This is a genomic window from Streptomyces sp. NPDC026515 (genome assembly GCF_055567595.1).
In genome coordinates this window covers 211,318-232,188 of the sequence record NZ_JBVHQD010000009.1, presented here as the reverse complement: position 1 = coordinate 232,188, position 20,871 = coordinate 211,318, and the positions used below count along the sequence as shown (strand labels likewise).

The 20,871-nt window shown below is 68.9% G+C and carries 18 protein-coding genes; 13 read left to right on the top strand and 5 right to left on the bottom strand.

Annotated features, from left to right (window positions below):
- Positions 1-162: 162 nt before the first annotated feature.
- Positions 163-450 carry a small hydrophobic protein gene (locus tag ACZ4O3_RS20915; protein WP_362713210.1) on the top strand — a complete coding sequence of 96 codons (288 nt, stop codon included), beginning with the start codon at positions 163-165 and terminating at the stop codon, positions 448-450.
- Here ACZ4O3_RS20915 and ACZ4O3_RS20910 read toward each other — a convergent pair.
- Both ACZ4O3_RS20910 and aceE read right to left on the bottom strand, forming a co-directional pair.
- Positions 447-1,247 carry a potassium channel family protein gene (locus ACZ4O3_RS20910; protein WP_362713178.1) on the bottom strand — a complete coding sequence of 267 codons (801 nt, stop codon included), beginning with the start codon at positions 1,245-1,247 and terminating at the stop codon, positions 447-449. The two genes, ACZ4O3_RS20915 and ACZ4O3_RS20910, sit on opposite strands and share 4 nt — an antisense overlap.
- A 121-nt stretch (positions 1,248-1,368) precedes the next feature.
- Positions 1,369-4,116, bottom strand: a complete 2,748-nt coding sequence (gene aceE / locus ACZ4O3_RS20905; RefSeq protein ID WP_467723508.1) for a pyruvate dehydrogenase (acetyl-transferring), homodimeric type — start codon at positions 4,114-4,116, stop codon at positions 1,369-1,371.
- A gap of 435 nt (positions 4,117-4,551) precedes the next feature.
- On the opposite strand from aceE, the gene ACZ4O3_RS20900 reads away from it, so the two are divergent.
- From ACZ4O3_RS20900 to ACZ4O3_RS20875, 6 genes are all read left to right on the top strand, one after another.
- Positions 4,552-4,989: a DUF3052 domain-containing protein gene (locus tag ACZ4O3_RS20900; RefSeq protein WP_351692127.1), complete on the top strand. Its 438-nt coding sequence runs from the start codon at positions 4,552-4,554 to the stop codon at positions 4,987-4,989.
- A 118-nt stretch (positions 4,990-5,107) separates the two neighbouring features.
- Positions 5,108-5,566: a peroxiredoxin gene (locus tag ACZ4O3_RS20895; protein ID WP_362713182.1), complete on the top strand. Its 459-nt coding sequence runs from the start codon at positions 5,108-5,110 to the stop codon at positions 5,564-5,566.
- 163 nt (positions 5,567-5,729) lie between these two features.
- On the top strand, positions 5,730-6,305 hold the full coding sequence (locus ACZ4O3_RS20890; RefSeq protein ID WP_362713184.1) for a TerD family protein: 576 nt from the start codon (positions 5,730-5,732) through the stop codon (positions 6,303-6,305).
- 116 nt (positions 6,306-6,421) lie between these two features.
- Entirely contained in the window at positions 6,422-6,997 is a 576-nt protein-coding gene (locus ACZ4O3_RS20885; protein WP_362713186.1) for a TerD family protein, read from the top strand.
- Between the two features lie 160 nt (positions 6,998-7,157).
- Entirely contained in the window at positions 7,158-8,303 is a 1,146-nt protein-coding gene (locus ACZ4O3_RS20880; protein WP_362713187.1) for a DUF475 domain-containing protein, read from the top strand.
- 120 nt (positions 8,304-8,423) lie between these two features.
- Positions 8,424-9,161 carry a TerD family protein gene (locus ACZ4O3_RS20875; RefSeq protein WP_362713189.1) on the top strand — a complete coding sequence of 246 codons (738 nt, stop codon included), beginning with the start codon at positions 8,424-8,426 and terminating at the stop codon, positions 9,159-9,161.
- A 19-nt stretch (positions 9,162-9,180) separates the two neighbouring features.
- On the opposite strand, the gene ACZ4O3_RS20870 is transcribed toward ACZ4O3_RS20875, so the two are convergent.
- Entirely contained in the window at positions 9,181-9,969 is a 789-nt protein-coding gene (locus tag ACZ4O3_RS20870; protein WP_362713191.1) for a TerD family protein, read from the bottom strand.
- A gap of 175 nt (positions 9,970-10,144) precedes the next feature.
- On the opposite strand from ACZ4O3_RS20870, the gene ACZ4O3_RS20865 reads away from it, so the two are divergent.
- Genes ACZ4O3_RS20865 through ACZ4O3_RS20855 form a run of 3 tightly spaced genes read left to right on the top strand, consistent with a single transcriptional unit; the run spans position 10,145 to position 14,759 of the window.
- The gene (locus ACZ4O3_RS20865) at positions 10,145-11,317 is read left to right on the top strand and encodes an HpcH/HpaI aldolase/citrate lyase family protein (protein ID WP_362713192.1); all 1,173 of its coding nucleotides are present in this window, start codon (positions 10,145-10,147) and stop codon (positions 11,315-11,317) included.
- A gap of 29 nt (positions 11,318-11,346) precedes the next feature.
- Positions 11,347-13,947 (top strand): phosphoribosyltransferase, encoded by a 2,601-nt coding sequence (locus tag ACZ4O3_RS20860; RefSeq protein ID WP_467723505.1) that lies wholly within the window; start codon positions 11,347-11,349, stop codon positions 13,945-13,947.
- On the top strand, positions 13,947-14,759 hold the full coding sequence (locus ACZ4O3_RS20855; protein ID WP_467723504.1) for an HAD family hydrolase: 813 nt from the start codon (positions 13,947-13,949) through the stop codon (positions 14,757-14,759). Before ACZ4O3_RS20860 ends, ACZ4O3_RS20855 begins: the two co-directional genes overlap by 1 nt.
- Here the strand turns inward: ACZ4O3_RS20855 and ACZ4O3_RS20850 are convergent.
- Positions 14,756-14,965 (bottom strand): FmdB family zinc ribbon protein, encoded by a 210-nt coding sequence (locus tag ACZ4O3_RS20850; RefSeq protein WP_467723502.1) that lies wholly within the window; start codon positions 14,963-14,965, stop codon positions 14,756-14,758. The two genes, ACZ4O3_RS20855 and ACZ4O3_RS20850, sit on opposite strands and share 4 nt — an antisense overlap.
- Before the next feature lie 593 nt (positions 14,966-15,558).
- Here ACZ4O3_RS20850 and ACZ4O3_RS20845 point away from each other — a divergent pair.
- The 3 genes from ACZ4O3_RS20845 to ACZ4O3_RS20835 all read left to right on the top strand — a co-directional run bounded on the left by ACZ4O3_RS20845 (position 15,559) and on the right by ACZ4O3_RS20835 (position 20,286).
- Positions 15,559-17,667 carry a transglycosylase domain-containing protein gene (locus tag ACZ4O3_RS20845; RefSeq protein WP_467723661.1) on the top strand — a complete coding sequence of 703 codons (2,109 nt, stop codon included), beginning with the start codon at positions 15,559-15,561 and terminating at the stop codon, positions 17,665-17,667.
- A 47-nt stretch (positions 17,668-17,714) separates the two neighbouring features.
- Positions 17,715-19,010: a polysaccharide deacetylase family protein gene (locus ACZ4O3_RS20840; RefSeq protein ID WP_362713199.1), complete on the top strand. Its 1,296-nt coding sequence runs from the start codon at positions 17,715-17,717 to the stop codon at positions 19,008-19,010.
- A gap of 109 nt (positions 19,011-19,119) precedes the next feature.
- Positions 19,120-20,286: an amidase domain-containing protein gene (locus ACZ4O3_RS20835; RefSeq protein ID WP_467723501.1), complete on the top strand. Its 1,167-nt coding sequence runs from the start codon at positions 19,120-19,122 to the stop codon at positions 20,284-20,286.
- On the opposite strand, the gene ACZ4O3_RS20830 is transcribed toward ACZ4O3_RS20835, so the two are convergent.
- Positions 20,274-20,816 carry a DUF4383 domain-containing protein gene (locus ACZ4O3_RS20830; protein WP_467723499.1) on the bottom strand — a complete coding sequence of 181 codons (543 nt, stop codon included), beginning with the start codon at positions 20,814-20,816 and terminating at the stop codon, positions 20,274-20,276. The two genes, ACZ4O3_RS20835 and ACZ4O3_RS20830, sit on opposite strands and share 13 nt — an antisense overlap.
- Positions 20,817-20,871: the final 55 nt, after the last annotated feature.

The following is a 20,871-nucleotide window of genomic DNA, read 5'->3' as shown; positions in this document are numbered from 1 at the left end:
CGCCGCAGGTCACAGTGGGTCAAGTCCTCCGCAGAGCATGGGAGGGCGACCGGGCCGCGGCGCGCTGCTGGAGGGGGGCAGCGCACGGGCAGGTCTGCCGGCGCGGAACAGGGGTACCCGGTCATCACACCCGAACAGTCCATGGACACCAGGGAGTTGATGATGGCGAGCTTCGGCCAACGAACACGTGGGTACCCCCGTTCACGCGGCCGCACAGGTATGCGGGACGGGCTGGACCGTGGCACGCTCGGAATCATCGGCACGATCTTCGCCGTGGTCGGTTTCTTCGCCCTCGGGATCGTGCTCGGGCCGGCGGCACTCGTGTGCGGCTGGCTCTCCATGGGCCGGGTATGGAACCCGAAGAGTTCCATACCGGCGCTGGTGGCGGTGGTGCTCGGGGCGATCGACACACTGCTGGCGCTGTTCTGGCTGGCGGGCGTGTCGGTCTAGCCCGTCGACCGGCGGGGGCCTGCCGCGCAGTTGTCCGCCCCTTGTACGGGGCACGCCGGGCACCCCGCCGGCGCCGACGGGCGCAACGCCGCCACCTCGGCCCTGAGCGCCCGGACCTCCTCGGTCAGTGAGGCGATCGCCTCCGTCTGCCGGCGCTCCTCCACGTCGTCCTTCTCGAACCGGGCGATGAACCAGGTGGCGATGTTCGCGGTCACCACACCCAGCAGGGCGATCCCGGACAGCATCAGGCCGACCGCGATCATCCGGCCCAGCCCGGTCGTCGGGGCGTGGTCGCCGTACCCCACGGTCGTCATCGTCGTGAACGACCACCACAGGGCGTCACCCAGCGTGCGGATGTTCCCGTTGGGGGAGTCCCGCTCCACCGAGAGCACGGCGAGCGACCCGAACATCAGCAGCCCGACGACCGCGCCCACCACGTACGTCGTCAGCCGGATCTGCGAGGCCATCCGGGCCCGCCGGCCCACCAGTGTCAGCGTCGCGACGAGCCGCAGCAGCCGCAGCGGCTGGAGCAGCGGCAGCACCACCGCGCACAGGTCCATCCAGTGCGTGCGCACGAACTCCCTGCGCCGGGGCGCCAGGGCGAGCCGCACCAGGTAGTCCACGGCGAACGAACCCCACACCACCCACTCCGCGCCCGTGCACGCGGCGGTGAGGGTGTGCCCGGCCGAACCGTCCACGATCGGCAGCGCGTAGGCGACGGCGAAGGCCACCGCGAGCGCCAGCAACGGCCGTTGGGTCAGCTCCTCCCAACGCACCTGCGCGGACTGTCGCTCCATGCGGGCATCGTAAGCGTCGTCGCGCCCCCGAAGGGGCGCGGGGAACTGCGCGACCAGCCACGACGTGGCCGCAGTTCCCCGCTGTCCCCCCACCCGTCCCGGCCGAAGCCGAGCGCAGCGGCTACGCGTCGCCGCCCGCCGCGCCCGGGTGCGCCGCCGTCACGTCCAGCAACTGGTACCGGTCGATGGCCTGCTTGAGCACCGAACGGTCCAGCCTGCCCTCGCGGGCCAGCTCGGTCAGCACCGCGACCACGATCGACTGCGCGTCGATGTGGAAGAACCTGCGTGCCGCGCCGCGCGTGTCGGCGAAGCCGAAGCCGTCGGCACCCAGCGACTGGTACGTGCCCGGCACCCAGCGCGCGATCTGGTCCGGAACCGATCGCATCCAGTCGGACACGGCCACGAACGGACCCTCGGCGCCGCTCAGCTTGCGCGTCACGTACGGGGTGCGCTGTTCCTCCTCCGGGTGCAGGAGATTGTGCTCCTCGCACGCCACGGCCTCGCGCCGCAGCTCGTTCCAGGAGGTGGCGGACCAGACGTCGGCCTTCACGTTCCAGTCGGCGGCGAGGATCCGCTGCGCCTCGATCGCCCACGGGACCGCGACACCGGACGCCATGACCTGCGCCGGGACGGTGCCCTCGGTGCCCGCGCTGATCCGGTGGATGCCCTTGAGGATGCCGTCGACGTCCACGTCGGCCGGCTCGGCCGGGTGCTGGATCGGCTCGTTGTAGACGGTCAGGTAGTAGAAGACGTCCTCGCCGTGCGGGTGCTCGGCGTCGCCGCCGTACATGCGGCGCAGGCCGTCCTGGACGATGTGCGCGATCTCGTACGAGTACGCCGGGTCGTAGGCCACGCAGCCCGGGTTCGTCGAGGCGAGCAGCTGGGAGTGGCCGTCGGCGTGCTGGAGGCCCTCACCGGTCAGGGTCGTACGGCCGGCGGTCGCGCCCAGGACGAAACCGCGCGCCAGCTGGTCGGCCATCTGCCAGAACTGGTCGCCGGTGCGCTGGAAACCGAACATCGAGTAGAAGACGTAGACCGGGATGAGCGGCTCGCCGTGGGTGGCGTAGGCGGAGCCCGCCGCGATCAGGGAGGCGGTGCAGCCGGCCTCGGAGATGCCGTCGTGCAGCATCTGGCCGGTCGGCGACTCCTTGTAGGCGAGCAGCAGGTCGCGGTCCACCGACTCGTACTGCTGGCCGAGCGGGTTGTAGATCTTCGCACTCGGGAAGAAGGAGTCCATGCCGAAGGTGCGGTACTCGTCCGGCGCGATCAGTACGAAACGGCGGCCGAGTTCCTTGTCCCGCATGAGGTCCTTGAGGAGACGGACAAAGGCCATGGTGGTCGCGATGGACTGCTGGCCGGTGCCCTTCTTCACGGTCGCGTACACCTTCTCGTCCGGCAGGGCGAGTGGCCGGGAGCGCACGACGCGGGTCGGGACGTAGCCGCCGAGCCCCTTGCGCCGGTCGTGCATGTACTGGATCTCCTCCGAGTTCCGGCCCGGGTGGTAGTACGGCGGCAGGCCGGACTCCAGCTCCTGGTCGGAGATCGGCAGGTGCAGCCGGTCCCGGAAGCCCTTGAGGTCGGCGACCGTCAGCTTCTTCATCTGGTGCGTGGCGTTGCGGCCCTCGAAGTTGGGGCCCAGGGTCCAGCCCTTGATCGTCTTGGCCAGGATGACCGTGGGCTGACCCCGGTGCTGGGTGGCCTGCTTGAACGCCGCGTAGATCTTGCGGTGGTCGTGGCCGCCGCGGCCCAGGTGCAGGATCTGGTCGTCGGTCATGTGCTCGACCATGGCGCGCAGCCGCTGGTCGTCGCCGAAGAAGTGGTCGCGGATGTACGCGCCGGACTCGGTGGCGTAGGTCTGGAACTGCCCGTCCGGGGTCGTGTTCATCCGGTTGACCAGGACGCCGTCGCGGTCCTGGGCGAGCAGCGGGTCCCAGGTGCGGTCCCAGACCAGTTTGATCACGTTCCAGCCGGCGCCCCGGAAGACCGACTCCAGCTCCTGGATGATCTTGCCGTTGCCGCGCACCGGGCCGTCGAGCCGCTGGAGGTTGCAGTTGACCACGAAGGTCAGGTTGTCCAGGCCCTCACGCGCGGCGATGGACAGCTGGCCGAGCGACTCCGGCTCGTCCATCTCGCCGTCGCCGAGGAACGCCCAGACGTGCGAATCCGAGGTGTCGGCGATCCCGCGCGCGTGCATGTAGCGGTTCATCCGCGCCTGGTAGATCGCGCCGATCGGGCCGAGGCCCATCGACACCGTCGGGAACTCCCAGAAGTCCGGCATCGAGCGCGGGTGCGGGTAGCTGGAGAGGCCGTTCGGGTATTTCGACTTCTCCTGGCGGAAGCCGTCCAGCTGCTCCTCGCCGAGCCGGTCGAGCAGGAAGGCGCGCGCGTAGATGCCGGGGGAGGCATGGCCCTGGAAGAAGACCTGGTCGCCGCCGCGGCCGTCGTCCTTGCCGCGGAAGAAGTGGTTGAAGCCGACGTCGTAGAGGGACGCGGAGGAGGCGAAGGTCGCGATGTGACCGCCGACGCCGATGCCCGGACGCTGGGCGCGGGAGACCATGACGGCCGCGTTCCAGCGGGTCGCGTTGAGGATTTTGCGCTCGATCTCCTCGTTGCCCGGGAAGAACGGCTCCGCGCGCGTGGGGATCGTGTTGACGTAGTCCGAGCTGCGCATCTCGGGCACGGCCACCCGCCGCTCGCGGGCGCGCTCGATCAGGCGGAGCATCAGATAACGGGCCCGTTCCCGGCCGCGCTCGTCCACGGCGGCGTCGAGCGAGTCGAGCCACTCCTGGGTTTCCTCGGGATCGAAGTCAGGAACCTGACTCGGAAGGCCGCCAATGATGATCGGGTTGCGATCGGATCCGGAAGCCACGCTGTTCCTTACCTGTCAGAGGGGCAATGATTACCTGCGTTTTCCTGCGATTTCCCGCACGTCCCTGCGTTTCCACCGCACCGCTGTCCATCGTCCACCCCGTGGCAGCGCACGTCATCTCTACCGCGAGGTAACTCGGTCCCGGCCAAAACGCAACGATACGCCCGAGGTGTGACGCGCTTGGCAAACTCGTTCGACCGTCGTATGTGAGGATGATTCCGAAAGGAACATTGCGGGCAAAAGGGAGTGGTGTGTGCCACACCTGACTGCGATACGGTGCCGGGAGTTGCGGCGACACGGCCGGGATCGTCACCGTTTCGGCGGTCTGAACGGCCGGGTACTTGCGCGATCCGTCCCGCCCGTGTGGACTACGGCCAATGCTTCGCGCACGCGCGTGGCTGAGTTAATCAACAAGACATGATCAGGAGGCAACCCGTGAGCGCGACCGCGGACCACGCGGAGGAGCGGACCACCCCTGCCGTCAGGCTGGGGTTCCAGCCAGACCAGGTGGTCCAGGAGATCGGCTACGACGACGACGTCGACCAGGAACTCCGTGAGTCCATCGAAGACACCATCGGCACCGAGTTGGTGGACGAGGACTACGACGACGTGGCCGACGCCGTGGTGCTGTGGTTCCGTGAGGATGACGGCGACCTGACGGACGCGCTGGTGGATGCCGTCACGTACATGGAGGAAGGCGGCTGGATCCTGCTGCTGACTCCGAAGACGGGCCGTGACGGCTACGTCGAGCCGAGCGACATCGGCGAGGCGGCCACGACCGCCGGCCTCTCGCAGACCAAGAGCGTCAGCGTGGGCAAGGACTGGAACGGCAGCCGGCTGCTGACCCCGAAGGGCGCCGCCAAGAAGCGCTGAGCCCCGACCGGCGGACGGACCGTGTCCCGGTCCGTCCGCCGGCCTGCCGTGATCGCCGCCCGAAGGCCGCCGCATAGGGTGTTCTCACCCGAACAGACCCTGACGAAGGGATGCAGCGATGGCGATCCAGGTCGGCGACAAGGCGCCCGACTTCGAGCTCAAGGACAACCACGGCCGGTCCGTGAGGCTGTCCGACTTCCGCGGCGAGAAGAACGTCGTGCTGCTCTTCTACCCGTTCGCCTTCACGGGCGTGTGCACCGGTGAGCTCTGCGAGCTGCGCGACAACCTGCCGCAGTTCGAGGACCGGGACACCCAGCTGCTCGCCGTCTCCAACGACTCCATCCACACCCTGCGGGTCTTCGCCGAGCAGGAAGGCCTGGAGTACCCGCTGCTCAGCGATTTCTGGCCGCACGGCGAGACCTCGCGCGCCTACGAGGTCTTCGACGAGGCCAAGGGCTGTGCGGTCCGCGGCACCTTCGTCATCGACAAGGAGGGCGTCGTGCGGTGGACCGTGGTCAACGCACTGCCGGACGCGCGCGACCTGAACGACTACGTGCGGGCCCTCGACGCCCTGTAGACCGCCCGCCGGTCCCCCAGGGGTGCACGTGGCCGACACCCGGTAATTCTTCGGGGTCCAGGGCCTGCAGGGGGCGGGAACCCGTCACTAGGATCGAATCGTTGATCCGGTATCCGAAGCACGACGGGGGCTCCCCGCCCCTGGACACCACAAGGGAGAACTCGTGGGAGTCAGCCTCAGCAAGGGCGGCAACGTATCGCTGACGAAGGAGGCCCCGGGCCTGACCGCGGTCCTCGTCGGTCTGGGCTGGGACGTCCGGACCACCACCGGCACCGACTTCGACCTGGACGCCAGCGCTCTGCTGCTGAACACCGAGGGCAAGGTCGGCAGCGACCAGAACTTCGTCTTCTTCAACAACCTGAAGAGCCCCGAGGGCTCGGTCGAGCACACGGGCGACAACCTCACCGGCGAGGGTGAGGGCGACGACGAGGTGATCAAGGTCAACCTGGCCACGGTCCCCGCCGACGTCGACAAGATCGTCTTCCCGGTGTCGATCTACGACGCGGACAACCGCCAGCAGTCCTTCGGCCAGGTCCGCAACGCCTTCATCCGCGTGGTGAACCAGGCGGGCGGCGCCGAGATCGCCCGCTACGACCTGTCCGAGGACGCCTCGACCGAGACCGCGATGGTCTTCGGTGAGCTGTACCGCAACGGCGCGGAGTGGAAGTTCCGCGCCATCGGCCAGGGCTACGCCTCCGGCCTGCGCGGCATCGCCCAGGACTTCGGCGTCAACGTCTGAGCCAGGCCGGGGGCCCGGGCTCTCGCACGTCCGCTCTGTCCGGCGCCGCACCGTTTACGGTCGGCGCCGGACGCGCAGGACAACCGGAGAAGCACCACTAGGGGAGGACCATCACCATGGGCGTCACGCTCGCCAAGGGAGGCAATGTCTCCCTCTCCAAGGCCGCACCGAACCTCACCAACGTCATGATCGGACTCGGCTGGGACGCCCGCTCCACCACCGGCGCCCCCTTCGACCTGGACGCCAGCGCGCTGCTGTGCAAGGACGGCCGGGTGCTCGGTGACGAGTGGTTCGTCTTCTACAACCAGCTCAAGAGCCCCGACGGCTCGGTCGAGCACACCGGTGACAACCTGACCGGCGAGGGCGAGGGCGACGACGAATCGATTCTGGTCGACCTGCCCAAGGTGCCGGCCGACGTCGACAAGATCACCTTCCCGGTCTCCATCCACATGGCCGACGAGCGCGGCCAGACCTTCGGGCAGGTCTCCAACGCGTTCATCCGGGTCGTCAACCAGGCCGACGGCCAGGAGCTCGCCCGCTACGACCTCAGCGAGGACGCCTCCGGTGAAACCGCCATGATCTTCGGCGAGCTCTACCGGTACCAGGGCGAATGGAAGTTCAGGGCCGTCGGCCAGGGGTACGCGTCGGGGCTGCGGGGCATCGCGCTCGACTTCGGTGTGAACGTTTCGTAGCACTCGTCACAGCCGGATGCAGGGCCCGCGCGAGCCGTAGGACACCGATGCCCTCTAGACTCCGTGGTCAACAATGAGTAAAGCCGAGTACGGCGCGAGGGGAGATCCTCCTCCAGACTCCGTCTGGGAGGTACCCCCACACACCATGATTGGGTAACCAGTGCTTCTGAAAACCTTCGGCTGGTCGTTCGCGATCACCGCGCTCGGCCTGGTCGCCGCGGTCTTCTACGGGGGGTGGGAGGCTTTCGGGATCGTGGCCATCCTGGCCGTCCTCGAGATCTCCCTGTCGTTCGACAACGCGGTCGTCAACGCCGGAATCCTGAAGAAGATGAATGCCTTCTGGCAGAAGATCTTCCTCACGGTCGGTGTGCTCATCGCGGTCTTCGGCATGCGGCTGGTCTTCCCCGTGGTGATCGTCGCGGTCACCGCCAAGATGGGCCCCATCGAGGCCGTCGACCTCGCACTCAACAACAAGGACCGCTACCAGGAACTGGTCACCGACGCCCACCCGGCGATCGCCGCCTTCGGCGGCATGTTCCTGCTGATGATCTTCCTCGACTTCATCTTCGAGGACCGGGACATCCAGTGGCTGCGCTGGATCGAGCGCCCGCTCGCCAAGCTCGGCAAGGTCGACATGCTGTCGGTCTGCATCGCCCTGATCGTCCTGCTGATCACTTCCTTCACCTTCGCCACCCACGCCCACCAGCACGGCGGCGGCCATGTCGACAAGGCGCAGACGGTCCTGATCGCCGGCATCGCCGGCCTGATCACCTACATGATCGTCGGTGGTCTCTCCGGCTTCTTCGAGGACCGGCTCGAAGCCGAGGAGGAGCGTGAGCACGAGGCGGAGGAGGAGGCCGAGCGCACCGGCAAGAAGAAATCGGCGGTCGTGCTCGCCGGTCAGGCCGCGTTCTTCATGTTCCTCTACCTGGAGGTCCTGGACGCGTCCTTCTCCTTCGACGGCGTGATCGGCGCGTTCGCCATCACCAACGACATCGTGCTCATGGCCCTCGGCCTCGGTATCGGCGCGATGTACGTCCGTTCGCTCACGGTCTACCTGGTCCGGCAGGGCACCCTCGACGACTACGTCTACCTGGAGCACGGCGCCCACTACGCGATCGGCGCGCTGGCCGTGATCCTGATGGTCACCATCCAGTACGAGATCAACGAGGTCATCACCGGTCTCGTCGGCGTCGTCCTGATCGCCTGGTCGTTCTGGTCCTCCGTGCGACGCAACCAGCGGCTGGCGGCGGCCGAGGGAAATGCGGGGACGGACGAGAAGGCTGAGGTCCCGTCCGGGGTCTGAACCGGCTCACCGGGCCGAAAACGAAGGGTGTGACACCCTTCTGCACGAGGAACGCTCTGTTCGGGGCGGCCGACGCGGTCGGCCGCCCCGAGGCGTCGGCGGAAGTCTCTGGGGGCGGGAATGGGTTTCTTCGACGGGCTGCTGGGCGGAAGGGCGGCCGAGTTCGACTCGGGCAGCGCCGCGTCCAACTCCATCGAGCTCACCAAGCGGCACCAGCAGGTGTCCCTCACCAAGCAGGGCGCGGCCACCGGCAACCTGCGCGTCAACCTGAGCTGGCGGATGCGGACCTCCGACTTCGACGGCGAGCAGCGGACCAGCCTGTTCCGGCACCCCTTCAAGGCGCTCAGGCCGCCGGAGGTGATCGGGCACGGGCAGAGCATGGTCAACGTCGACCTCGACCTCGGGGCGCTGTACGAGCTGTCCGACGGGAGCAAGGGGGTCGTACAGCCGCTCGGCGGCCTGCTCGGCGACGTCAACGCCCCGCCGTACATCAAGCTCAGCGGCGACGACCGGTTCGGGTCGGCGTCCGGCGAGACGATGTACGTCAACCTCGACCACCGCGACGACATCAAGCGGTTGCTGGTCTTCGTGTACATCTACGACCAGACGCCGGCGTTCGACCGCACCCACGCGATCGTGACCCTGTACCCGAGCAACGGGCCGCGGATCGAGATCGGCCTGGACGAACGGCATCCGCAGGCCCGGTCCTGTGCGGTGGTGATGATCGAGAACGTGAAGGGCGAACTGGTCGTCCGGCGGGAGGTGAAGTTCGTGTACGGGTTCCAGGGCGAGCTGGACCGGTTGTACGGGTGGGGGCTGCAGTGGGGGCGGGGTTACAAGACGAAGGTGGAGAAGTAGGCCGGTGGTCCGGCCCCCGTCATCGTCCGATGAACTGCGGCCCCTGGGGAGGCAGCCGGAAGTCCGTGTTCGGGACCGTGGCCACCGGGACCGGGGCCGGCGGGGGATAGCCGTAGCCCGACGGGGGCTGCTGCTGGGGGTAGCCGTAGGCCGGCTGCGGGGCCGGTGAGGCCGGCTGGGGGTACCCGTACGCGGGCTGGGCCGGGACGGAGGTCGGCTGCTCGGGCGGCAGGGGCTGGGCGGCCTGGGGCTCGTCCAGCGTCTCCGATTCGTCCACCGAGATGCCGAAGTCGGTCGCCAGGCCCTTGAGGCCGTTGCTGTACCCCTCGCCCAGCGCGCGGAACTTCCAGCCCTCGCCCCTGCGGTACAGCTCGCCGCAGATCAGGGCCGTCTCGGCGCCGGTCTCCGGCTTGATGTCGAAGTGGGCCAGCGGCTCGGCGTCGGGGGCCGAGGCGTCGTACAGCAAGATGCGCAGGGCGGGTACGTGTTCGAAGGGGATGCCGTCCGCCGACGCGACCAGGAGGATTCGGCCGACATTGGGCTCGACACCGGAGAGATCTGTCTGGATCGTGTCGGTGAGGCCTTCGGCCACCCGTTTCTTGCCGAGCCGCCAGACCTTCCCGGACGGGTGCCGGGGCTGGTTGTAGAAGACGAAGTCCTCGTCGGAGCGCACACGTCCGTCGGGGCCGAGGAGCAGCGCCGAGGCGTCCACGTCCGGAACTCCCTGCCCGGGCGTCCAGCGCAGCACGGCCCGGACCGTGGTGGCCTTCAGCGGGACGTTCGACCCCTTCAGCATCGCGTGCGTCATGCGGTCATCCTGCCCTCTCGGTCCTGGTCACGACAACGCGGGGGGCCTCGCGCCCGACACAGGCGGGTTACCTGGAATTCATGCCCGGCGGGAACCCTCGACATGGCTTTGTACGTACTATTACCGGCCACCCTTTACCCAATCCACAGGCTGGGCCCACGCCACGGGGAGTTTTATGCGTCATTTCGGGCACATCGCACCTGAGGTGCGCCAGCGTCTCTTCCACCAGGAGCCGTGCGAGTTCACCGCCGACTCCCCCGCCCGGCTGCTCTCGGCCGCCCTGGGCGCCACGTTGTACAGCCCGGCCACCCGGGAGCGGCTCGCCGACGACGTCGTCAAGCAGGCACGGGTCGGCGTGGTCTCGATGGTGCTGTGCCTGGAGGACTCCATCGGCGACGAGGACGTGGTGGCGGGCGAGGAGAACCTCGTCCGCCAGTTCGCCGACCTGGCCGCCCGGGTCCGGGCGGGCGCGGAGGTCCCGCTGCTCTTCATCCGGGTCCGCGAGCCCGAGCAGATCCCCGATCTGGTGAGACGGCTCGGGGACAGCGTGTCGCTGCTGTCCGGCTTCGTGTTCCCTAAGTTCACCGAGGAGCGCGGCATCCCCTTCCTGCAGGCCCTGGACGGCGCCGAGACGCGCAGCGGCCGCCGGCTGTTCGGGATGCCCGTCCTGGAGACGCCCGAGCTGATGTACCGCGAGACGCGCGTGGACGCCCTGGAGGGCATCGCCCGCGCCGTCGACAAGTACCGCGACAAGGTGCTGGCGCTGCGTCTCGGTGTGACCGACTTCTGCTCGTCGTACGGGCTGCGGCGGGCACCCGACATGACCGCCTACGACGTGCAGATCATCGCCTCCGTCATCGCCGACGTGGTGAACATGCTGGGACGGGCCGACGGCACCGGGTTCACCGTGACCGGACCGGTCTGGGAGTACTTCCGGGTGCCCGAGCGCATGTTCAAGCCGATGCTGCGGACCAGCCCCTTCCTGGAGGGGCAGGCCGTGGAACTGCGCGACCGGCTGATCGAGCACGCCATGGACGGCCTGCTCAGGGAGATCTCCCTGGACCAGGCCAACGGGCTGCTCGGCAAGACCTGCATCCACCCCTCGCACGTCCTGCCCGTGCACGCGCTGTCGGTCGTCAGTCACGAGGAGTTCTGCGACGCCCAGGACATCCTGCGGCCGGAACGGGGCGGTGGGGGTGTACTTCGGTCGGCGTACACGAACAAGATGAACGAGGTGAAGCCGCACCGCGCCTGGGCCGAGCGGACCATGCTGCGGGCCGAGGTGTTCGGCGTGGCCAACGAGGACGTGGGCTTCGTGGAGCTGCTCGCCGCCGGAATCCCCGGTTGACGGGCCCTAGCGGACGGCACAGGAAGCACATGAACATCGCAGTGAACAACGGGGACTGGTCCGGCAGCTGGGTCGCGGAGCGGCTCGGCGTGGACATCGTGGGCGACGACGGCCTGCGGGCCCTCCTCGGGCTCGCCCTGCGCCGCAACCCGAAACGGGCCCACCTGCTGGTCTCCAACGTGCTGGGCAAGCACGTCCCCCAGTCGCCGACGGTGGTGTACGGCCACGGGTTCACCCTCGGCCGCCGGGTGCGCGAGCTCCTCGGTGACGAGGAGGCGGCCCGGGCGGTGGTGGTGGGCTACGCCGAGACGGCCACCGGCCTCGGGCATGCGGTGGCCGACGGTATCGGCCTCGCCCCCTACCTGCACTCCACGCGCCGCCCGGTGCCCGGGGTGACCCCGGCCGGCGGCTTCGAGGAGTCCCACTCGCACGCCACGTCCCACCTTCTGCTCCCCGAGGATCCCGCCCTGCTCTCCGGCGAGGGCCCGCTGGTCCTGGTGGACGACGAGTTCTCCACGGGCAACACGATCCTGAACACGATCAGGGATCTGCACGCCCGTTATCCGCGGAAACGTTACGTCGTGGTGGCCCTGGTGGACATGCGGTCACCGGCGGACGCGGGGCGCCTCGCGGATCTCGCCGGTGAGATCGGCGCCAGGGCGGACCTGGTGGCCGGCGCCTCCGGCACCGTTCGCCTGCCGGCGGGGGTGCTGGAGAAAGGGCAGGAGCTGGTGGCGCGGTACGAGGAGGGTGCCGGGCAGGAGGACCGGGCGGGTGCGGCGCCGTCGGGGCTGAGCGCGCGGTTCCCCGCACCCCTCGCCGCGGTTGCTCCTGAGGCCGACGGCCAGTCCCCCCGCCCAGGGGCGCGGGGCTGTGCTGAGACTGCGGCCACCGCCGCGGGGGCGCGAACGGCCCCCACCGGCCCGCGGACGACCGGCAACGTCACCCGCGTCGACCTGCACTGGCCGCACGGTCTCCCCGACGGGGGACGGCACGGATTCACCCCCGCTCACCGAATACGCCTCGAGACGGCCCTCCCGGCCATGGCCGCACGCCTCGCCGAGGCACTGCCCCTGGGCGCCCGCCGCGTGCTCACGCTCGGCTTCGAGGAGCTGATGTACGCCCCCCTCCGGGTCGCCCGTGAGCTGGAGCCCCTCGTCGCCGCCGAGGTGCGGTACTCCACGACCACCCGTTCACCCGTGCTGGCCGTCGACGACCCCGGTTACGCCATCCGCAGCCGGCTCGTCTTCCCGGCCCACGACGACCCCGCCGACGGCCCCGGCGAGCGCTACGCGTACAACGTGGCCGGCGCCGGCTTCGACGCCGTGGTCGTCTTCGTCGACTCGGCCGGTGACACCCCCGAACTGCACGCCCCGGACGGTCTGTTGGCCCGGCTCGGCGCGTATGTCCCGCATGTCCTGCTCGCGGTTGTACCGTCGTACGTCCCCGCGCTGACCGAAGAGAGCCCCGCCATGCTGCCCGAGCCCCTCCGCGGCCCCGCCTTCTCCTCGTACCCGCCGGAGGACGTCGGCTGGCTGCTCCAGGACCTCTCGGACGTCACGCTGGAGGCGCCGACCGAGGAGCGCGAGGAGGCGATCCAGAGCGGCGGCGCGCACTACGCGGAGTCGCTGCCGGTCGAGTACCAGCCGAGCGAGCGGTACCAGGCGCTCTTCCACGCGGCACTGGAGACCTCGGCCGCCCGGATCGCACAGGCGGTCGGGGTCGTCACGGAGACCGTCCTGGCCGAACGGCCGGCCCGGCCGGTACTCGTCTCGCTGGCCCGCGCCGGGACCCCGGTGGGCGTCCTGATGCGCCGCTGGGCGCGGTTCAGGTACGACCTCGACCTGCCGCACTACGCGGTGTCGATCGTGCGCGGCCGCGGTATCGACGCGAACGCGCTGCGCTGGCTGGCGAACCGTCACGACCCGCGGGACGTCGTGTTCGTGGACGGCTGGACCGGCAAGGGCGCGATCACCCGGGAACTCGCCGACGCGGTCGCGGAGTTCGAGGAGCGCGAGGGCGTCTGCGGGTTCGACCCGGAGATCGCGGTGCTCGCGGACCCCGGGTCGTGCGTGCGGACGTACGGTACCCGGGAGGACTTCCTGATCCCCTCCGCCTGCCTCAACTCGACCGTCTCCGGGCTGATCTCACGGACCGTGCTGCGGGCCGACCTGGTGGGCCCCGACGACTTCCACGGCGCGAAGTTCTACCGCGAGCTGGCCGGGGCCGATGTGTCGGTGGCGTTCCTGGACGCGGTCGCCGACCGGTTCGCGGAGGCCGTCGACGCGGTGGACGCGGCCGTCAAGGAGCTGGCGGTCGCGGACCGCACGCCGACCTGGGAGGGCTGGGCGGCCGTCGAGCGGATCAGCGAGGAGTACGGCATCCACGACGTGAACCTCGTCAAGCCGGGGGTGGGGGAGACCACCCGGGTGCTGCTGCGCCGGGTGCCCTGGAAGATCCTGGCGCGGGCCGGGGCGGGAGCCGACCTCGACCATGTGCGGCTGCTGGCCGAGCAGCGCGGAGTGCCCGTCGAGGAGGTCGGTGAACTGCCGTACACCTGTGTCGGGTTGATCCATCCCAAGTACACGCGCGGGGCGACCGGCGCCGACGGCAGGGCGGTGAACGGCTGATGGCCGTGCTGGTGGCGAGCGACCTCGACCGTACGCTCATCTACTCGGCGGGCGCGCTCTCCCTGACCATGCCGGACGCGCGGGCGCCCCGGCTGCTCTGCGTCGAGGTGCACGAGAGCAGGCCGCTGTCCTACCTGACCGAGACCTCCGCGCAGTTGCTGACCGAGCTCGGCGACGCGGCCGTCTTCGTGCCGACGACCACCCGGACCCGCAAGCAGTACGAGCGGATCAACCTGCCGGGGCCCGCGCCGCGGTACGCCATCTGCGCCAACGGCGGCCATCTGCTGGTGGACGGGGTGTCCGACGGGGACTGGCACGAGTGGGTGCAGGCGCGGCTGGCCGAGGAGTGCGCGCCGCTGGAGGAGGTGTGCGCGTATCTGTCGGAGCACGCCGACCCGGTGTGGCTGCGCAAACTCCGGGTCGCGGAGGACCTGTTCGCCTATCTGGTCGTGGAGCGGGAACTGCTGCCCGGGGAATGGGTGAAGAACCTCGCGGTGTGGGCGGAGAACCGCGGCTGGACGGTGTCGTTGCAGGGGCGGAAGATCTACGCCGTGCCGAAGCCGCTGACGAAGAGCGCGGCGATGCGGGAGGTCGCGCGGCGGACCGGGGCCGTGCTGACGCTGGCCGCCGGGGACTCGCTGCTCGACGCCGACCTGCTGCTGGCCGCGGACCGTGGCTGGCGCCCGGGGCACGGCGAGTTGGCCGACGCCGGATGGGCCGGGCCGGCCGTCGTCGCACTGCCGGAACGCGGAGTGCTCGCCGGGGAACGAATCCTGCGGGAATTCCTGCGGACGGTCCGCAGCGAGGGTTAGCCGCAGCAACCGCCGCCGCAGCAACCGCCGCCGCCCGCACCGGGGGCGGGCGTGGAGGCGGTGCCGCCCACCGCCACCGTGGACAAGAGCTTTACGGTGTCTTCATGCCCCTGAGGGCATGCTGCGGGGGCGGACGACTCGGCCATGGGGCGGGACAGTTCGAAGGTGTCGCCGCAGGTGCGGCAGCGGTACTCGTAGCGGGGCATGGGGACAGGCTAACGGGAGTACTGAGGGAGTGATGGGCATCACTGCACCTCAGAATTTCATGAGCGTTCCTTTCTGTCCGATACTTGTGCGGAGATATTGAAAAGATCGCTGATAATTTAAGCTGGCCGCGAGGAGCCGAAAGACCGGGGGTTGAGGGGGGCTCGCAGCGCCGCGCCCACCGCGGTCCTGCCACCCGTCGTGTCTAACCGCGCGCGCAAGACCGAGTGCGAGGGGAGACGCAGTCGTGACGGACGCAACGGAGCGGACGGGCGACCCGGAAGACGGCAATGACCAGGCCGGATCCCGGGATCGAAAGCCGTTCGAGCCGGACGCGACCCTGCATCTGAAGGTCGACGGCCTGCGTGCGGAGCATGCTCTGCGGCAGAAGGGCGAAGACGCTCAGCGTGCGCAGGAGCTCGCACGAAGCAAGGCGGAGTCCCTGTGGAAGGAGCTGCACGCACAGCGGGCCGCCGACTCCGAGGCGGGGAGAGCGGCGAAGACGGCCAAGGGCGAGCGGGGCGGCGAGCCGGATCCGCCACGGCACGACGAGACCCTGCATCTGAAGGTGGACGCCCTGCGGGCGGAGGCCACGATGCAGATCCGGGTGCCCGAACAGCGGCAGCCGGAGCCGGAGTCGGCGGCCCCGGGCGGCCGTGCCGAGCGGCGCCGTAGCGCCCGCCTGTCGCCGCGTGAGCGGGCGCTGGCGGCGGTGGCGGGATTCCGGGCCCTCGTGGGGCCCCGACTCGCGCCGCTGGCCCCGTACGCGCGGAAGCTGCGGCCGATGTACCCGCGGCCGGGCCGGACCGGCTGGCGGCGCTGGATGCCGTCCTGGCGGCAGTGGCTGGGCGGCGTCCTCGGCGGCATCGGCCTGACCGGGCTGTTCCTCGTCGTCGCCTACGCGGCCACGGACATACCGTCCAACCTCAACACGTACGCCACCCAGCAGGACAACGTCTACTTCTGGTCCGACGGCACCCCGATGGCCCGGACCGGCTGGGTGCAGCGGCAGGACATGCCGCTCAAGGACATACCCGTGGACGTGCGCTGGGCGGTTCTCGCGGCGGAGAACGAGAGTTTCTACTCGGACCCCGGCATTTCGGTCAAGGGCATCACCCGCGCCCTGTACCGCACGATCGGTGAAGGAGACACCGAAGGCGGATCGACCATTACTCAGCAATATGTGAAAAACGTCTATCTGACACAGAACCAGACGGTGAGCCGTAAATTCACCGAGGCGATGATCTCCCTCAAGCTCGACAACAGGATGAGCAAGGACCAGATCCTGGAGGGCTACCTCAACACCAGCTGGTTCGGCCGGGGGACCTACGGCATCCAGCGAGCCGCCCAGGCCTACTACGGCAAGGACGTCAGCCAGCTGAACGCCAGCCAGGCCGCCATGCTCGCCTCGCTGCTCAAGGGCGCCGGGCTCTACGACCCGACGCTGAGCAAGGCCAACCACAAGCGGGCGGTGGAACGCTGGTCCTGGATCCTGGACCGGATGGTCAAGATCGGCAAGCTGTCGCCCGCCGAGCGGGCCAAGTACAGGACCTTCCCGGAGCCGATCAAGAACAACAAGGTCTACGACACCGGCAGTCAGAGCGACTACCTGGTGGAACTGGCCCAGCAGTACGCCAAGAAGTCCGCCCACATCTCGGACAAACAGTTCGACCTCGGCGGATACCAGATCTACACGACGTTCGACCGCAAGAAGGAGGACATCCTCACCAAGGCGGTCACCCAGGCCCGCAAGGAGGCCAAGGAGAGCGATCCGAAGCTCGCCGAGGCCGCGCACTACGGCGCCGCCTCGGTCGCCACCGACGGGCGGATCGTCGCCGTGTACGGCGGACCCGACCACCGCAGACAGGGCTTCAACGAGTCCAACTCGACCACCGTCCCGGCCGGCAGCTCCTTCCTGCCCTTCGTCTATGCCGCCGCCCTCCAGAACGGCGTCCACAAGGAACGCGGCGGGACCGCCACCCCGGTCACCCCGGAGACGCTCTACGACGGCGACGACAAGATCCCGGTGACGACACCGGACGGGCCGTACTGGGACCGCAGCGGCAAGAAGGTCTTCGCGAACAACGACGACGGCACGTCCTACGGGCAGATCAGCCTGGCCCAGGCCCTCACCCGGTCCGTGAACACGCCGTTCATGCAACTCGGCATGGACACCGGGCTCGACCGGGTGCGGTCCACCGCGGTCGCCTCCGGGCTGCTCTCCGACAGCATCGGGGCGCAGGTGCCGGCACTGTCCATGGGCAGTTCCACCCCCAGCGCGATCCGCATGGCTAGCGGCTACGCGACCTTCGCGGCCGGCGGCACCCACACCGAGCCGTACTCGGTCGCCAAGATCACCCGCAACGGCCGCCGGGTCGCCCTCGACACCCCGAAGCCGACCCGCGCCGTCCGCGACGACGTCGCCCAGGACGTCGAGCAGGCGCTCACCGATTCGTTCCGCCTCGCCCATCCGGGCGCCACGGCCGGCAGCTCGGTGGCGGGCAAGGCGGGCAGCACCAACGCCTCCGGAAAGGACACCGCCTCCTGGTACACCGGCACGGCGGACTCCGTGACCACGTCCGTCGTCGTCTACCGCATCGACCTGAACACATCCCTGGAGCCGCTCCCGCTGAAGGGACTCGCCGGCAGTGGCGAGGACAGCGTCCCCTACGCGGTCTGGGCCAAGGCCATGGGCCTTGACTGACCACCGAAGCCGACAGCTCCCCACTCCACCCGCAGAATGAGCCCCGCATGAAGCCCCGCACGAAGTCGACAACCGGCGGCCACCGTCGCAAGGCACCCACCCGCGACCGCCGTCCAGCCCGCCCGGAGTTCCTGACCCTGGCCGCCTTCCTCGTCGTGACCTCCCTCGTCGCGGGCTATCTGGTGCTCTCCAGACAGGACGACACCGCGCCGACCGCGGCCGGCAGCAAGAATGCCGCCCCGTCGGCGTCGGCGAGCCCGAAGTGGGACGGCAGGACCAAGGTCCTCGGGGACGGCTCCACGTCGTACACCGGTCCGCAGAAGGGCCAGTTGAAGCCGGAGAAGCTCAAGCCCGGTGAGAAACCGCCCCAGTTCGTGGTCTTCTCCTGGGACGGCGCCCTGGAGGGCGACGACCATCTCTTCTCGCACTACCGGGAGATGGCCAAGGAGTACAACGCCCACATGACCTTCTTCCTCACCGGCATCTACCTGCTGCCCAAGAGCAAGAAGACGCTCTACACCGGGCCCATGCACTCCCCGGGCGACGCCGCGATCGACTACGCCACCGACGCCCACATCCGCACCACGCTGGAGCAGCTGCGCGAGGCCTACGACCAGGGCAACGAGATCGGCACCCACTTCAACGGCCACTTCTGCGAGAAGAAGGGCGGCGGCGAGTGGAGCGTCGCCCAGTGGAAGAGCGAGATCGACCAGTTCTACGACTTCGTGGAGAACTGGAAGACCAACACCGGCTTCAAGGACATCCCCGCCCTGCCCTTCGACTTCAAGCAGGAGGTCGTCGGCGGCCGCGCCCCCTGCCTGGAGGGCCAGCCCAACCTGCTCAAGGCCCTGCAGAAGTACGGCTACAACTGGAGGTACGACGCCAGCTCCCCCGGTGACTACCAGATATGGCCGTCCAAGAAGGACGGCCTCTGGAACTTCCCGCTGGAACTGCTGCCCTACGGCAACAACATCCAGGCCCTGTCGATGGACTTCAACTTCCTCTACAACCAGTCCAACGGAGAGGTCGACGGCGCCCCGTCCCAGTACGCCACCTGGGAACAGCAGACCGTCGACTCCTACATGAACGGCTTCAACCGCGTCTACTACGGCAGTCGGGCCCCGCTGTTCATCGGCAACCACTTCGAGGACTGGAACGGCAGCATCTACATGAAGGCCATCGACCAGATCATCCCGAAGATCTGCACCAAGAAGGGCGTCAAATGCGTCTCCTTCAAGGAACTCTCCGACTGGATGGACGCCCAGGACCCGCAGACCCTGGCCCGGCTGCGCTCCCTGGACCCGGCGCAGGCCCCGGCCGACTGGTCGGCCATCGTCAAGTGAGGCTCGCTGACGGCTGATTCCAGTTCTGCAACCCCCTTCACAGCAGCCACACACGCCGTGCGAAGATGCCGTCGCCCGGTAGGTGTACCGGCGTAGAGGGGAAACACCATTGAAATCCAGAAAACTGAGCCGTAAGCGCAGCCGTACGGCCATAGTCACGGCGGCGGCGGCCTCGGTCGTCGCCGGCGTCGCCCTCGTGCCCAACTGGAGCGCGGGCGCGGCCGTCGTCGACGATCCGACCGTGGACGCCGCGACCAAGGCGACCTTCCAGAAGCTGGCCGACGCGGTCTTCACCGACCGCACCCAGGCCCTCGTGCACGGGGCCACCACGAAGCAGAGCACGTCCCGCTTCTCCGGCGACGTCCGCATGTCCAGCACCCAGTCGCGTGACGAGAACTCCGCGCTGACCCAGCTGCGCGGCCGCCAGAACAGCCTCGCCAAGCTGGGCGAGACGTACAGCGCCGGCAACACCCGGGTCACGCTCGACGCGACCCGGGTCACCGGCCGTACCGCGAAGGCCGACGTCACCGAGACCACGACGCTGACCTACGCGAAGGCCGCCGGCAACGCGCCGAAGACCACCGGCTTCCAGTCCCACCACGAGCTGACCTTCAAGGCGGACCGGCAGGGCACCTGGCAGCTCACCACCATCAAGGACACGGACGACGGCGGCCTCGCCGTCAACACCCTGTCCAAGCCCTCGGTCAAGGCGCCCGCGCCCGCCGACGACGGCGACACCATGCCGAACGCCCCGCGCGCGGCCACCACCCGCAACCCGGTGGCCGTCCCGAAGACCAGCACCACGTACGACTACAAGGCCATGGCGGCCTACGCCGAGAAGTACTGGAACGTCTACAACAAGGACTACCCGGACTTCAACGGCCACGCGGACGGCGGCGACTGCACGAACTTCGTCAGTCAGTCCCTGAAGGCCGGCGGCTGGAAGCACGTCCCGGGCTACGTCTACGACTACACGAAGTGGTTCGGCACCGCCGACATCCAGTCCGACTCGTTCGTCGGCGTCAACGAGTGGTCCTGGTTCGCCCAGAACTCCAAGCGGACCCAGCCGCTCGCCAACGTCTACCAGGCGGAAGTCGGCGACGTCATCCAGATGGACTTCGACCGCGACGGTTCGAAGGACCACACGATGATCGTGACGTACAAGAGCAACGGCGTCCCGTACGTCACGTACCACTCGAACAACACCCTGCGCAGGTCGGTGGCGAGCCTCGTCGCCTCGTACCCGAACGCGTACTACTACGCCTACCGCACCTGATCACGCGCGGTGAGGGCCCGCTGCTCCGCCTCGGGGTGGCGGGCCCGCCAGTAGGGGTTGTCGTGCGGCAGGTTCGTACTGACCCTGCCGTACATCCCGAACACCATCAGCACGATGCCCACCACGAAACTGAACAGCACGTTCTGGATCCTGAAGGCCAGGAAGTTCGAGTCCGTCTCGAGCAGGGCCAGGAACAGGAAGCCGTTCAGGATGAACAGCACCCCGAGCACCATGTTCAGGGTGGACGCGAAGTTCCCGCCGATCACCATCCCGGCGAACAGCAGCAGCCCGACACAGACCGACAGCACGCTCAGCGTGCCGTTGGTGTTCAGACCGATCGCCGTGTTGCCGCCGGTGTCGAAGAACCCGATGTTGTCGGTGAGCCCGAGGATGCCGAAGGCCAGCAGGAACAGGCCCATCAGGCCCGCCCCGATCCGGTAGACCATGTTCAGGCGGTGGTCGACGGGCATCGCCTCGTCGAACAGGATCTGCCGCCGACGCGTCTCCGGATGCGCTGGGTGTGAGGCCATGTCCGCCTCCTGATCTCGAATACGGGTCGCCTACCCAATATCCGCCCGCACCGAC

Coding starts and splice junctions, on each gene's coding strand:
- ACZ4O3_RS20860 (WP_467723505.1), top strand. CDS start 11,347: ATGAACATCGCAGTGAACAACGGGGACTGGTCCGGCAGCTGGGTCGCG.
- ACZ4O3_RS20865 (WP_362713192.1), top strand. CDS start 10,145: ATGCGTCATTTCGGGCACATCGCACCTGAGGTGCGCCAGCGTCTCTTC.
- ACZ4O3_RS20885 (WP_362713186.1), top strand. CDS start 6,422: ATGGGCGTCACGCTCGCCAAGGGAGGCAATGTCTCCCTCTCCAAGGCC.
- ACZ4O3_RS20875 (WP_362713189.1), top strand. CDS start 8,424: ATGGGTTTCTTCGACGGGCTGCTGGGCGGAAGGGCGGCCGAGTTCGAC.
- ACZ4O3_RS20830 (WP_467723499.1), bottom strand. CDS start 20,816: ATGGCCTCACACCCAGCGCATCCGGAGACGCGTCGGCGGCAGATCCTG.
- ACZ4O3_RS20915 (WP_362713210.1), top strand. CDS start 163: ATGGCGAGCTTCGGCCAACGAACACGTGGGTACCCCCGTTCACGCGGC.
- ACZ4O3_RS20910 (WP_362713178.1), bottom strand. CDS start 1,247: ATGGAGCGACAGTCCGCGCAGGTGCGTTGGGAGGAGCTGACCCAACGG.
- ACZ4O3_RS20840 (WP_362713199.1), top strand. CDS start 17,715: ATGAAGCCCCGCACGAAGTCGACAACCGGCGGCCACCGTCGCAAGGCA.
- ACZ4O3_RS20895 (WP_362713182.1), top strand. CDS start 5,108: ATGGCGATCCAGGTCGGCGACAAGGCGCCCGACTTCGAGCTCAAGGAC.
- ACZ4O3_RS20870 (WP_362713191.1), bottom strand. CDS start 9,969: ATGACGCACGCGATGCTGAAGGGGTCGAACGTCCCGCTGAAGGCCACC.
- ACZ4O3_RS20855 (WP_467723504.1), top strand. CDS start 13,947: ATGGCCGTGCTGGTGGCGAGCGACCTCGACCGTACGCTCATCTACTCG.
- ACZ4O3_RS20845 (WP_467723661.1), top strand. CDS start 15,559: ATGCAGATCCGGGTGCCCGAACAGCGGCAGCCGGAGCCGGAGTCGGCG.
- ACZ4O3_RS20850 (WP_467723502.1), bottom strand. CDS start 14,965: ATGCCCCGCTACGAGTACCGCTGCCGCACCTGCGGCGACACCTTCGAA.